A 13,120-nucleotide genomic window follows, 5' to 3' on the forward strand; every position below is an offset into this window, starting at 1 on the left:
TTTACGATAGTCACGCCCCAATTTTGCCGGAAAAATTTTCTATGCATTCTGACAAAAATCTCTGGTTGCTGGCATTGGGTGTCTTTGGTATTACCACTACTGAATTTGGGGTAATAGGGGTACTGCCGGACATTGCAGCAGCCTTTCACGTCACCATCGACAAAGCCGGGTGGCTGCTGAGTGCCTTCGCCCTGATCGTGGCTTTCTTCGGGCCTTTTATGATGATGCTTTTTTCTACAATCAACCGGAAATCATTGTTGCTTTTTTCATTGTTGATTTTTGCGGTGGCCAATGTGTTCTCTGCCTTCGCGGTCAACTTCTATCAATTGCTGATCATCAGGATGCTGCCTGCTTTCTTTCATCCTGTTTACTGGTCGATAGCATTATCTGTGGCCATCAACACCAGCGACAAACAACATACCTCCAAAGCTGTCAGCATTATTTTCTCCGGTCTTACTATCGCCACGGTGTTGGGCGTGCCTTTAGCCACGTTCATTTCCGCGATGCTCAACTGGCAGGGGGCTTTCCTGGTAACGGCTTTCATCAATGTGCTGGCCCTCATCGGCGTAAAGGTATGGCTGCCGCCGGTGGCATCAGACAGTCCTGCGGTGGCCGGGCCGCAGGCAAACATCTTCCGTAACAGCCTGCTCTGGACTAATTTACTGCTGGCCTTTTTTATCATCACAGCGATGTATTCCACCTACGGATATATGGCGGATTTTTTAAAGCAGGTATCACATATGAATGGCAGCACTATCAGTATGATGTTATTGTTATTCGGACTGGTAGGTATTGGTGGTAATTATCTCGCAGGGAGATATATGAGCAGGCAACCTTACACCACCACGCTGATATTCCTGTTGTTATTGTCAGTGGTGCATATGCTGTTATATTGGCTGGGCGGCACTTTCATGCCAATGATATTGTTGATCGCTATATGGGGACTTATTCATGCCGGCGGGTTCCTGATCAGCAATATACTGGTCACTTCCTCGGCGCCGCAGGCATCAGAACTCATCAACAGTGTCTTTACTTCCTGCGGGAATTTTGCTGTTACGGCCGGCGCATTGTTAGGCGGGCATTGGATTGCAGGATATGGTATCGCTAATGTCACCTGGTCCAGTGTTGGATGTCTGACAATAGCGATACTCCTCCTGCTTTTTAAACGCATCAAATATAGCAGCCCAGGGCTTTAGCCCTGGGAGCTGTTTATGGTTTTGCCCAGAACTGGTCCGGGTTGTTGGTGACCAAAGTGTTGAAGGAGTTCCATGTCGGGCTTTCCGACTTGGTGTTTTGTTGGTTCAATCCGTCCAGCGGCACCAGCTGTATGTAGGTCAGCCACTTGCCCTTTTTCTGTGTTTCCTGGTCATAACCACTGACTGCGGAAGACTCCATACGATAAAGGTTTTTAGCCATATAAGTCTCCAGGTACTGTTCTTTGGTGGTTGAATTTTTCCGGTTCCAGTTGGCATCAGGATTTACGATCAGGGTTTGTCCGCTGATCAGCCGTTCGCGTACTTCCTGTGGCCCCAGCACCTCACCTTTTTCGTTCATCACATAAGCGTTGAAGGTGGGGTCCATCCAAACCCATTTTTGTTTTTCTGTTGAATATATCATGTTGATAACATGGCAATCATCGAATTTCAGTTCTTTCGGCATACAGGTCAGAAACCGTGATTTGAAGCCCATAGCGAGGTAACATTCATTCAGCACCGTGGCCATCATGCGGCAATTGACGCCCCGGTTTTCCTTGTTGCATACATCAATAATACCGATGGCGTTTCTTACAGCAGGATTGTTACTATTGCCATCATGCCGGATGATATCATGTACCCAATGCATCAGGTTGATCATTTGGGAGATGTCATTGCCGTTACCTGCGATGGAATCCAGTTTTAATTCCCGGCGGATACGCTTCAGCGCCTCATCATCGGCGGACAGATAAGTGAATGCCGGCAGCTCCCTTTTATCGGCGTAGTTGTATTTTTTTGCCTGTTTCAGCATGTTCAACCGGGAAGGCTGAAACTGTACCCTCGTTAGTGCAGAGTCTTTACCATTCAGGAGGATATAAAAATCCTGCGGCTGGTCGGGTTTCACCTTGATCGTGATCGAGTCCACATCGGTGTAGAAGGTAACTTTCTTTGCTGTGGTGGTATAAATGTCCGGTTTGACGGCCGGCTCGATGTTCCAGGCGTTTTTGGAAAAATTAGGCCCGTCTTTTATGCTGACTGTTTTAGCAGTGGCCCGGATCACCGGAAGCTGTTGGGCTAATGCAGGGATGCTCAGTCCTGCCAAAAGAAGTACAGATAACAATTTCATAGTTTAGATCGATTTATAACAAATATATGTCGTACCCTAAAGACGACCGGAAACGGAAAAAGTTGCAGCGCAGTATCAACATAAATAAGAGATGCCCATAACAAAGCCTATTTCAATAACGGAACAATCTCTTTTCCAATCAGCTCAATAGAATTCATCAGTTTATCATGTGGCAGATTGGCGTTGTCCATCTGGAAGGTAAACCGGGTGATGCCGCCCAGCGCTTCGCTATGACGCCTGATTTTTTCCGCCACCTCTTGTGGGCTGCCTACCAGCAAGGCCCCCGTAGGCCCGTTCTGCGCATCAAACTGGGCGCGTGTCACCGGCCCCCATCCTCTCTCTTTCCCGATGCGGGTAAACACTTCCGCGTATCCCGGGAAAAACTCATCCCTCGCCTGTTGCGATGTTTGCGCAATATATCCCAGCGAATGCAGCCCTACCTGCAATTTCTCTTCCGGGTGCCCGGCTTTGGCGCCGGCTTCACGGTATAAGTCCACCAATGGTTTAAACCGGTGCGTTTCCCCTCCGATCACTGCCACCATTAAGGGAAGTCCGAGCATGCCTGCCCGCACAAACGACTGCGGCGTACCGCCAACACCCACCCATATAGGCAACGGCTCCTGCACCGGCCGCGGATAAATAGGCGCGTTCTGCAAGGGCGCCCTGAACTTTCCGCTCCAATCCACCCGCTCGTTGTCTCTTATCTTTAACAGCAGGTCCAGCTTTTCAGTGAACAATGCATCATAATCATCCAGATCGTACCCGAAAAGCGGGAAAGCCTCAATAAACGATCCGCGGCCTACCACCATCTCCGCTCTCCCTTTGGATATAATATCCAGGGTGGCGAAACTCTGAAACACCCGCACCGGATCGGCCGCACTCAATACCGTTACGGCGCTGGTAAGTTTGATGTTTTTTGTGCGGGCCGCCGCGGCAGCCAGTATCAGCGAAGATGCCGAGTCCAGGAACTCCCGGCGGTGATGCTCTCCCAGCCCAAACACCGCAAGACCAGCCTGGTCCGCGAGGACTATCCGCTCCAGCAGGTTGTCCATTTCCTGCATATCAGCCACGGCGTTATGACCGCTGCTTTGTGATTTGGTGGCAGCAAAGCTGTCGATACCTATTTCCATGTGGTTTGTTTTGATGTTAATAAATGCGGGCTGCATCTTTGGGCAGCTGCTGTACGTGCTGCATATAAGCCCTCACCTGAGCGTCCCAGTTCTCCGGATAGGTGTAACCCAGCTGCGCAGCTACCAACCGGGCAGTATCCCTGAAAAGGTCCATGATGGTATACACAGACTGCCAAATACTATGCAGATCGCCCTCAGTATAAGTAGCCATAAATTTGTCATACACTTCAGGCTCCAGGTAGCGCTGATAATATTTTCCGAACTTGCCCGGGTTTACCGCGAAGTGATAACGGCAACCAATATACCAATTCATCATCTGCATCAGGGCGCCACGGACCACCTGGTTGATCAGCTCTTTGGCCAATACGGCCTCTTCACGCCACAGTCCTTTAGCCAGAGCGGCATTGGTGTACCAGAACTCATTGCAGCAATCTATATACGAACGTTCTGAAGGTTTTTCCACGACATGACTGGCGTCACTGGCCGGTGGAAGCGGTTCATCCATAAACAGACCGGCTTTATCCCAGAGCACTTTGCACAAACTGTCGGCAGTAAAAGTACCCAGTTTCTCCAGCGGCGCCATCACCAGGTCAATACGGTTACCATCCTTAAACTGCAACAGATAGGAAAACGCGCCTTCCAGCTCCGGTGAAGGCGGATACAGCTCCATGTCCTCGGGCATCTGCAATATCATTGTCTCCCCGAAAACATCCACCCAGCTGTGATCTTGCAGGAATGGTGTCAGATCTTCCACCACATAGATAATATCGAAGTCCTGAAATATGTCCGGGGTCACATTGGGGTTGGACCGTGATCCATCCTGTAATACCGCTAATATCCGTGGGTCTTTCGCTGCCACGCCAAGGATCAAATCCATCATTTCCGTTTCGCTTCTGCTGGTCATATTATCATCAGTTTGCTCTAATGTAAGGATATCTCATTGAAAATTATCCAACAGGTCTCTGCGATAGGTAGTACCGATGGGCAATACCGTTCCATCGTCAAGCTCCGCCTGGCCGCCGGTTATTTTGCGAATGCGGCTCATGGCTACGATGTAGGATTTGTGAATCCTCCTGAACCGGACTTTGTCCAGCTTTTGTTCTATTTCTGTGGTGGTCATTGGACTTAGATAGGTAGATTGTTGGGTAACCACTTTCACATAGTTGCCCCAGCTACGGACGTAGATAATCTGATCGCACATCACCTTCACGACCTCTCCTTCCACTTTCAGCATCACAAAAGCAGCGGGTGCATCTGCCACTCCATTTGGCTCGTTCATGATGGCCATTCTCGGCCGGAGCCTGGAATACACGGTATCGATGGCCGCCATAAACCGTTGAAAATTGAATGGCTTCACCAGGTAATCCACTACGCGGTATTTGTATCCTTCCAGCGCATACTCCCGGTAGGCGGTCGTTAATATCACCAATGGAGGGTCAGACATCGTTTCCAACAGTTCCAGCCCGCTCAATCCGGGCATATTGATATCGAGGAAAATTAAGTCCACGCGATTGTTGTACACATAGCCCATGGCTTCCACCGCCGTATAAAACGATTCGGCCAGCTCCAGGTTGTGCAGGTTTTTAATGTACTGCTTCAATACAAGGTGCGCGCCTTCCTCGTCATCTACAATAATGCATTTCAACGTATTATCCATGTTCTATCGTATTTAGCCTTAACGTCAGGGTTGTTCTGTATTCCTGCCCGTCACTGGTATTTACCAGGCTGTATCTGTGTTTATAGAGCATTTCCAGCCGCTCTTTGATGTTGATCAACCCGATGCCGGTAGAATTACTTTTCAACGCCTCATCCGGCAACGAATTACGTACATCCACCACCAGGTCATCTTCATAACGGTAAACACTAATGTTGACATACCAGGGATGGCTGATGGTGACACTGTGTTTAAAAGCGTTTTCCACTAACGTAATTAAGATAAGCGGAGCAATCCGGTATTGGTGGAGCAGTGTATCATCTTCCGGGAAATCATAGCTTATCAGGCATCGTTTGCCAATGCGCTCCCGTTCCATGGCAATGTAGTTATCAATAAACTGCAATTCTTCGCGTATGGTCACCGTCGATTTGTTGCCGTTCTCCAGCTGATACCGCATCAGGTCGGCCAGCTTCAGGATGAGTTCCGGTGTTCGTGCCGGCTCCGTGAGGCTCACACCATACAGGTTATTGAACATATTAAAGAAGAAGTGCGGGTTCAGCTGTGCATGGAGGAATTTGATGTTCATCTCACTCAGCTTCAACTGCACCTCGCTTCTTTTCTGCAACTCCCTGGAATACTGGCGTACGAGGAACAAAGAAAGGATGGTCACGGTACTGATGATACACAGCACAAAGTCGTACGCGATGTTCATCGGGATAGACACGTCAGGTTCCTGATAGAACTGCGGGGCAATCCAGTAATAATCCAGGCCAAACAACAGCAGGGCACCCACCAGTGTGGACACCACAAACGTTAAAAAGTATAAAGCATACCTTTTAGCCAGCACCAATGGAAATATGAGGTAAAGGTTGAACTGTGCCTGTCCGTATAACAGTATAAAAAATGTCAATGCCTGAAGGACCGCCATAAAAGAGTCCAACTTCATCCACTCATGCAATATCGTCAGAACAAACATCGCAATAAATACGACCAGTTCCTGTAAAAACCTGCTCCGAAGCCAATTTGCCTTATTCTCCATTACCAGCACTTTAATTAAAACAAAGCTCACTCATTTTAATACAACCTGCAAAACCGGATGATGAACTGCGTTGGTCATCATATTCCGGGACTTGCTCATTCATTTTTTTATGTTGAAACCAAAGCGTCTTGTTTTGCAGATATTTCAACTATAAACCATGCCTTCGGTTATCAAATTACTGTTTTTATCCATTTTATGTGTGTCGGCCACTCTCACGTCCCATGCACAGCAACCTCCTTCGCCCCGGTCCGACAGCAATATCGTCAGCAGTACGAAGAACCTGAACGCCATTACCATCAGTGGGAAAAAGAAGCTGGTCGTAACGAAAGGCGACAAGCTGGTATATAACGCCTCGGCCGATATCAGCAACAAAGCCGGCTCCGCCACCGATGTGCTGCGGAAAGTTCCCCTGCTGACCGTAGGCGCCGACGGAGAAGTAAAAATGCGGGGCGACCCGAATATAAAAGTCCTGTTGAATGGGCTGCCATCCGGCATCTTCGCGAAAAACCTGAAAGAAGCGTTGAAGATGATTCCGGCCAGCAGCATTGCGTCTATTGAAGTGATCACCTCCCCTTCCGCAAAATACGAGGCAGAAGGAGCGGCAGGCATTATCAATATCATCACCAAAAAGAAAATAAAGGGCACCAGTGTGGAAACCACCTTCAGCGCCGGCAACCTGGAACAGTCTGCCAGCGCAGCCCTAAGCACTGTAAAAGGTAATGTGGAACTTAGCCTGAACATCAATGCCAGTAATCAACGGGAGCGCAGGACCTCCACCCTTAACAGGACATCTTTATTCAATGGTCAGCCGGTGGGAGAACTGCTGCAGCAGACAGAAGTCATCCAGCATGAGCGGAGCCTTTACGGCGACGCCGGCCTCACCTGGCATGTCGATTCCCTGCAAAAGATCAGCACCACGCTTACCATCTGGAACGGCTCCTGGCCCTCCCGCAGCACACTGTACAACCGTTACCAGGACGGCAAAAGCAACACCGAATACAACCAGAACAGCCGCCAGAAATACGCTTCGGGGTACTATGAGCTCTCTGCCAACTACCAAAAACGGTTCCGCCGGAAGGTGCAGGAGTTGCAGGTCCTCGGCCAGGTCAGCAACATGACCGAGCCCTCCGAATACAACACCAACCAGTATACGTTATCGGGCGTGAATTATTTTCGTGAATCCGGGCCTAACAGGAGCAAATCATGGGACTTTAGTCTCCAGGCAGACTATACCCATCCGCTGAACAAATCCGGCAGGAACGTCCTCGAAACAGGGGTTAAATTCAGCCGCACCAGCGCCTCCACTTCCTACAGCGCGTGGAACAACGAGCATAATCCCGGTGGCACCGACCTGATTGAAATACCTTCCCGTTCCGATCACATGAAATATTTCCAGAACATCTATGCAGCTTACGTCAGCCTGAAGTTTGAAACCGAAAATAAATGGCTGTTCCGGACCGGCCTTCGTTTTGAGGGAACCCGGCTGGGAAGCGAGTTTCAGCGGGCGCCGTCATCCTTCAACGCTTCGTTCAGCAACCTCGTGCCCAGCTTACTGATCGCCAAAACCCTGAACGATCAGCATGATGTGAAATTCAGCTATACGGAACGTATCCGCAGGCCATGGATATGGGACCTCAATCCATTCGTGAATGCCAGCGACCCCCGCAACCTCACGTCAGGCAACCCACTGCTGCGCCCGGAAACCACCAGGACACTCGAAGCCGGGTATAACTACAACGCCCCGTCCGGGTTCACATTAAATAACAGCGTGTATTTCAGCTCCAACAGCAACGCTATCGAAATGCTGACAACCGTAGACAGCCTGGGCATCTCCAGGACCAGTCCACGCAACGTTGCCGCCAACAAACGATTAGGCGCCAACATCAACGCCGCCATGGACCTCAGCAGCAGCCTGAGCGTCAACGGTGGAGTGGAATTGTACCAGGTGTGGTTCAAAAGTGACGCCCTCCAGGTGAAAAATGAAGCAGGCTTCTATTCCTTCAACTTAAACGTGTCCTGGTCATTACCCAAAGACTTCACCGTACAGGCATCAGGAGACTATAGCAATGGTTACGTGACGCTCCAGGGAAGAAATTCAGCGTCCTGGTCTTATAGTTTCTCCGCGCAAAAGGAGTTTCTCCATAAAAAAGCCAGTGTGATGATTGGTGTCACCAATCCATTTCAAAACAGCCTATTGCAGCGTAGCACGGCCACAGCGCCCAGTTTCCGCAGCACGGAAGTCAACAATTATTTTAACCGGGGCTTCCGCATAGCGTTTAACTGGAAATTTGGATCGTTGAAATCCAACAATAACAGTGAAGAGAAAAAGATGCCGCCGATCGGCCGGCACTAAAAACAATATATCATCCTTTCGGTTACTCCTGAACAGTATCTTTCGTTCTTATCACGAACGAGAGATACTGTTCAGGTATTTATGACTGCTGATCCCATCTTAAGCGATATCTTTGATAAATATCGCAGATATACTGAAAAATCAAAGCACATGTATGAACAACTATTAAACCTCATTGCTGCCAGCATAAAACTCAGTGACCGTGACGAAGCACTGTGCAGACAATACTTTGAGCCAGTACTCCAGCCCAAAAACCGTGTTATTGAAGAAGAGGGTAAAATTCCGAAACACCTGTATTTTATCGTTTCGGGATTTGTAAGGTTGTTCCACTACAATGATAAAGGGGATGAAGTGACAACACATATCAATTGTCCTCCCGGTTTTATTACTTCATACTTTCATTTTATTAACCAGACAATATCCAACGAAAACCTGGAATGCATAACAGACTGTGAACTGCTGAGAATTACCAAAAATGATTTGGAAACCCTTACCCGGGAAAGCCAGGCATTTAAAGACTTCAGTATTTTGGTTTTTCAGCAATCTCTGTCATATAATGAAAAGCGCTCAAAAGAGCTGGCCTCTCTTACCGCAGAACAACGGTACAAAAACCTGATGGAGGAGCACCCCGACATCCTCCACAACGTACCCTTGCAGTACATTGCCTCTTTCCTAGGGATGAATCCCAAAAGCCTGAGCCGCATCCGCAAACAGATCATTAAGTAACATTTGCGAAGCAGTATTAAATGGACAAGACTGACCTTTATCCTATCATTTAAAATCATAGGATATGGAGCAACAAAACTTAGCGCTCGTTTCGGGCGCAAACGGACATTTGGGAAACAACTTAGTCAGACTCCTTCTCAGCAAGGGTATTCCGGTGAGAGCTTCTGTACGCAATTTAAAAAACAAGGAACCTTTTGCCGGGCTGAACTGTGAAGTGGTACAGGCAGATATTACCGACAAAGCTTCATTTGTAAGGGCTTTAAAGGGAGTGGATACCTTTTACGCTGTAGGAGCATCTTTCAAATTATGGGCAAAGGACCCCAGGAAGGAAATTTACGATGTCAATATAGAAGGTACGAGAAACACGATAGAGGCCGCAGCCGAAGCTGGTGTAAAAAGGATTGTATATGTAAGCTCGATAGCGGCATTGGACTATACCCGCCTCCCTGCAAAAGAAAGCAATGGTTACAACCCAGATCGCAGGGATATGTATTACAACTCGAAAAATGATGGAGAAAAACTGGCTTTTGAATTGGCTAAAAAACATCAAATAGAATTAGTGGCCGTACTGCCCTCAGCAATGATAGGCGCCGTCGCATATGCACCACTGAATGTATCGTACAACATTATCAGTTTGATCCTAAAAAAACAAATCCCGGTTGAAACCAATATCACGTTAAACTGGATCGATGTAAAGGATGTAGCCGAAGGCTGTTATCTTGCCGCTACCAAAGGGAAAAACGGCGAAAGATACATTTTGGCCAACGAGAAATGCACTTCCATTAAAGAAACTACAAAGATCGCACAGGAATTATTCCCGGAATTGAAGTTAAAGTTGCCGGTAGCCGTTCCCAAATCTATATTATATACTGTAGCCTGGCTGATGGAAACAGGAAGTAAAATAAGCGGAAAAGCTCCTGTACTCACCACCAAAGACATTGCTATGTTTTCAGGATTGCAGCAGGACTTTGACATTTCAAAAGCCAGGACAGAATTGGGTTTCAAGCCTAAAAACAGCGTAGATGCCGTAAAAGAGGCCATGCACTATTTACGTGAAAATGGACATCGTTTGAGCTAGAAAAAGAAAGGGTTGCTTAATACAGCAACCCTTCCAATGATATTAAACAATGCACAGTTCTGGTTCCCAGGGAGGCAATCGCCATCCCTTCAAATATTTGTACAATTTGTACCAATTTTTACGTATCTTTGAATAACTAAAATATTCAGCGAAATGAAACAAAATTGCAGGTAAAAATTTTTGAGGTTAAGTCCGGCAATGAAATCTCTGCGTTAATCAGGGCAGGGACCCTCAAGGAGATGCCGTCCATACATGACGGCTGGCAATTCAATTTTGATAAAGAGCTTCAAAAATTGAAAAACGCCTCAGGGTATCTTTTAGTCACTGACGAAAATCCGCTTGTCGTCGAGGGATGCATGATATTTCAGCTCATCGATAAAAAGGCGCCGTATTTATCTATGATTGAAGTCGCGCCCCATAACCGGAACAAGGGAAAGAAGTATGATTGGGTTGCTGGTTGTCTTATCGCTTATGCTTTTATGTTGAGTGTCCGGCTTGGTCAGGACTATTATAGAGCCTACTTGCAACTTGATGTTCTGGAAGAGCATATGGAAAATGAGAAAAAACTAATGGAAGTGTATTCAACAAGATACAACGCAAAACGAATCGGTACAACCACCACCATGGTTATAGCAGATGAAGACGGCGAAAAGCTTGTAGAAAAATACCTGAAAAGAACAGAATAAATTCAAAAATTTGTGCAATGGAAAAGAAAAAACGAACCCACCACCAACCGGATGTCACCCTCAAGCCCAAAGATGGTCACGCAAGAAGTGCAAAGCACAAATCAATTGTCGATGCTTCAGCCAAAGAACATCATGCAAGCCGAAGCACCGCGCGATTAATAAGAAACGAAATGCTAGCCATTCGCTATCAAATGGAATCCTATGTTTTAGATCAAACAATCACCGCAAATGAGATGCGATCTATCCGGGATTTTGTCAACGATTTCCTGCGTATTTTGAAATTGAAAAAGGGAGAATTTGCCTATTATATCGAAATTGATCTCGCCAATTTAAATAAATACTATAAAGAAGATAGAAAATTCAATCCCGAGCTAGCTTTAAAATTTGGACATTTCTTTCATATCCCTGCTGATTTATGGCTTAGAGTCCAGTTTAAAAATGAAATGATAAAGTTTGAGCAGGAGACAAGGCTGGAAAAGAAGTATAAGAAATACGACTACGAAAAAGTCTTACAGATTGCCTAAGACGCAACCCTTTTGAGGCCAACCTGTCAGACAATCCGTTTATTCTTTTCCCGTTGCTCCCATACGCATATCCGTATGCTGCCGCTTGTAAAACTTATCTGTCTTTATCCGGAGGCTCATCACTGCTATCCGCAGAAAATAGTCCTTACCCGGCTCATTCTCTTTCCGGTTATCAAGGCAATATAGTGTTGTCTGCTTTTGCTCATCTTCCTGTTGGAAGATGACATATTTATCCTGGTTGAACTTCCTAACATTATCCGGGGTGATATCTTTCAGACCTTTGCTATCTGCCATCAGTTTCTTGTATTCGGCTTCGGTCATGTAAACAGAAAACTCCAGCTTCCTCAGTCTTTGAGACGAGTCTACATAAAAATCGACTATCTGCCCGGCGGGCAATTTCAGCGTATTAAACATAAACATCCCGGCAGTAACATGCTTCGGCAGTATCCGGTAGATATGGAACAGGGTACCGGTTTTAATGAATTGTTTAATGGTATCATTAAAATAGCCGTCATCCTCCGGCAGTTTGTAATACCGCTCAATTTTGGATAGGAGGGTGTCCGGTTGCTCAGCAAATGTAATCTTATCCAGATGGAAGGTTCCGTAGGTACCTCCAAGATACTTTGGGTTATTTTGTCCCTTGCAGGAAAGCATCGCTGGAAGCAGGAGTAACAATAAAAAATGTTTCATACAGGCTGTAAATGAACAAAGGCGGTATTAATCTTTTTACCTTTGGCGTAAAATAAAACATATACCTATGTTCAGAAAACTTTTTTTCTTTCTTCCCTTGTTTTTTATTTGCCTTAGTACTTTTTGCCAGGACACATTTATCTTCCGCGGTAATTTCGACAGCTCGCAGCGTGACGCATGTCTTGAAAATGGTGTATATAACATTAACTATATAGGGCAACACACCTCAACACTGTTCCAGTTCAACGGCCCTGGCTCTTCTACCGGCAATTTTCAGCTGGAGGCCTTCTTCTTTGGAGAACTGAAGTACCGCAACAGGATAGACAACAGGTCATGGAGCAACTGGAACCGAATATGGACTGGTACGACGAACTCCTGGAATACCGACTATGGCGGAAAAGACCGGTTATTCCTGCAAGAGAACGGATCTACGCTGGTAAAGGGATATGGAGCCAAACCTTTTGCAGTATTGGATAGTATCGGAAATTCAGTATTTAATGTAGGAAATGATGGTTATGTGGGAATAGGAACGAATGTCATACCCGGTTACAGGCTGGCGGTTGCGGGCACTATATTAGCCGAAAGAATTAAAGTAAAAGCAGGCAGTACATGGCCAGACTATGTTTTCGAAGACAGCTACAAATTACCCTCCCTGCAAAGTGTAGAACAATATATAAAAGTTCACAAACACTTACCAGACGTGCCGTCAGCGGCGGAAATAGAAAAGAACAACATCGACGTGGCTGAGATGAATGTAATCCTGCTGAAGAAAGTAGAAGAACTTACCCGCTATCTGATTGACCAGCAAAAGAAGTATGATGCGGAGATAGGTGAGTTAAAGAACCAGGTTAAAACACTGGCAGAAAAGAGGTAGGTCACTTCAAGGAACTGCGTTTAAGGCCATCATATTGACCTTTAACG

General features: G+C 46.6%; 13 protein-coding genes. 7 read left to right on the plus strand and 6 right to left on the minus strand.

The genetic code is table 11. The annotated features are described in order from the left end of the window. Positions 1-41: 41 nt before the first annotated feature. Positions 42-1,196: an MFS transporter gene (locus HHL17_RS26795; RefSeq protein ID WP_169227907.1), complete on the plus strand. Its 1,155-nt coding sequence runs from the start codon at positions 42-44 to the stop codon at positions 1,194-1,196. 13 nt (positions 1,197-1,209) lie between these two features. Here HHL17_RS26795 and HHL17_RS26800 read toward each other — a convergent pair whose 3' ends face one another. From HHL17_RS26800 to HHL17_RS26820, 5 genes are all read right to left on the minus strand, one after another. Continuing rightward, entirely contained in the window at positions 1,210-2,319 is a 1,110-nt protein-coding gene (locus tag HHL17_RS26800; RefSeq protein ID WP_169227908.1) for a transglutaminase domain-containing protein, read from the minus strand. A gap of 107 nt (positions 2,320-2,426) precedes the next feature. Then, positions 2,427-3,449, minus strand: coding sequence for an LLM class flavin-dependent oxidoreductase (locus HHL17_RS26805; RefSeq protein WP_169227909.1), 1,023 nt, complete (start codon positions 3,447-3,449; stop codon positions 2,427-2,429). A gap of 16 nt (positions 3,450-3,465) precedes the next feature. Next, positions 3,466-4,353, minus strand: coding sequence for an aminoglycoside 6-adenylyltransferase (locus HHL17_RS26810; RefSeq protein WP_169227910.1), 888 nt, complete (start codon positions 4,351-4,353; stop codon positions 3,466-3,468). Positions 4,354-4,386: 33 nt separating this feature from the next. Further along, positions 4,387-5,106, minus strand: coding sequence for a LytR/AlgR family response regulator transcription factor (locus HHL17_RS26815; RefSeq protein WP_169227911.1), 720 nt, complete (start codon positions 5,104-5,106; stop codon positions 4,387-4,389). Next, positions 5,099-6,142 carry a sensor histidine kinase gene (locus HHL17_RS26820; protein WP_169227912.1) on the minus strand — a complete coding sequence of 348 codons (1,044 nt, stop codon included), beginning with the start codon at positions 6,140-6,142 and terminating at the stop codon, positions 5,099-5,101. The genes HHL17_RS26815 and HHL17_RS26820 overlap by 8 nt, the downstream gene beginning before the upstream one ends. 157 nt (positions 6,143-6,299) lie before the next feature. On the opposite strand from HHL17_RS26820, the gene HHL17_RS26825 reads away from it, so the two are divergent. From HHL17_RS26825 to HHL17_RS26845, 5 genes are all read left to right on the plus strand, one after another. Further along, positions 6,300-8,495: a TonB-dependent receptor domain-containing protein gene (locus HHL17_RS26825; protein ID WP_206156183.1), complete on the plus strand. Its 2,196-nt coding sequence runs from the start codon at positions 6,300-6,302 to the stop codon at positions 8,493-8,495. Between the two features lie 150 nt (positions 8,496-8,645). Next, a complete protein-coding gene (locus HHL17_RS26830; protein ID WP_169227914.1) occupies positions 8,646-9,221 on the plus strand; it encodes a Crp/Fnr family transcriptional regulator in 576 nt (191 codons plus the stop codon). Positions 9,222-9,285: 64 nt separating this feature from the next. Next, positions 9,286-10,299 carry an NAD-dependent epimerase/dehydratase family protein gene (locus HHL17_RS26835; protein WP_169227915.1) on the plus strand — a complete coding sequence of 338 codons (1,014 nt, stop codon included), beginning with the start codon at positions 9,286-9,288 and terminating at the stop codon, positions 10,297-10,299. A 164-nt stretch (positions 10,300-10,463) separates the two neighbouring features. Continuing rightward, positions 10,464-10,985, plus strand: coding sequence for a hypothetical protein (locus HHL17_RS26840; RefSeq protein WP_169227916.1), 522 nt, complete (start codon positions 10,464-10,466; stop codon positions 10,983-10,985). A 17-nt stretch (positions 10,986-11,002) separates the two neighbouring features. Then, positions 11,003-11,509, plus strand: a complete 507-nt coding sequence (locus tag HHL17_RS26845) for a helix-turn-helix transcriptional regulator (protein ID WP_169227917.1) — start codon at positions 11,003-11,005, stop codon at positions 11,507-11,509. Positions 11,510-11,548: 39 nt separating this feature from the next. Here HHL17_RS26845 and HHL17_RS26850 read toward each other — a convergent pair whose 3' ends face one another. Beyond that, positions 11,549-12,199 carry a hypothetical protein gene (locus HHL17_RS26850; protein ID WP_169227918.1) on the minus strand — a complete coding sequence of 217 codons (651 nt, stop codon included), beginning with the start codon at positions 12,197-12,199 and terminating at the stop codon, positions 11,549-11,551. Positions 12,200-12,266: 67 nt separating this feature from the next. Here HHL17_RS26850 and HHL17_RS26855 point away from each other — a divergent pair, with 67 nt between their 5' ends. Beyond that, complete coding sequence (locus HHL17_RS26855) at positions 12,267-13,073, plus strand: hypothetical protein (RefSeq protein WP_169227919.1); 807 nt, start codon at positions 12,267-12,269, stop codon at positions 13,071-13,073. Positions 13,074-13,120 lie beyond the last annotated feature (47 nt).

Origin of the sequence: Chitinophaga fulva (genome assembly GCF_012927205.1) — a bacterium.
Lineage (GTDB): Bacteria > Bacteroidota > Bacteroidia > Chitinophagales > Chitinophagaceae > Chitinophaga > Chitinophaga fulva.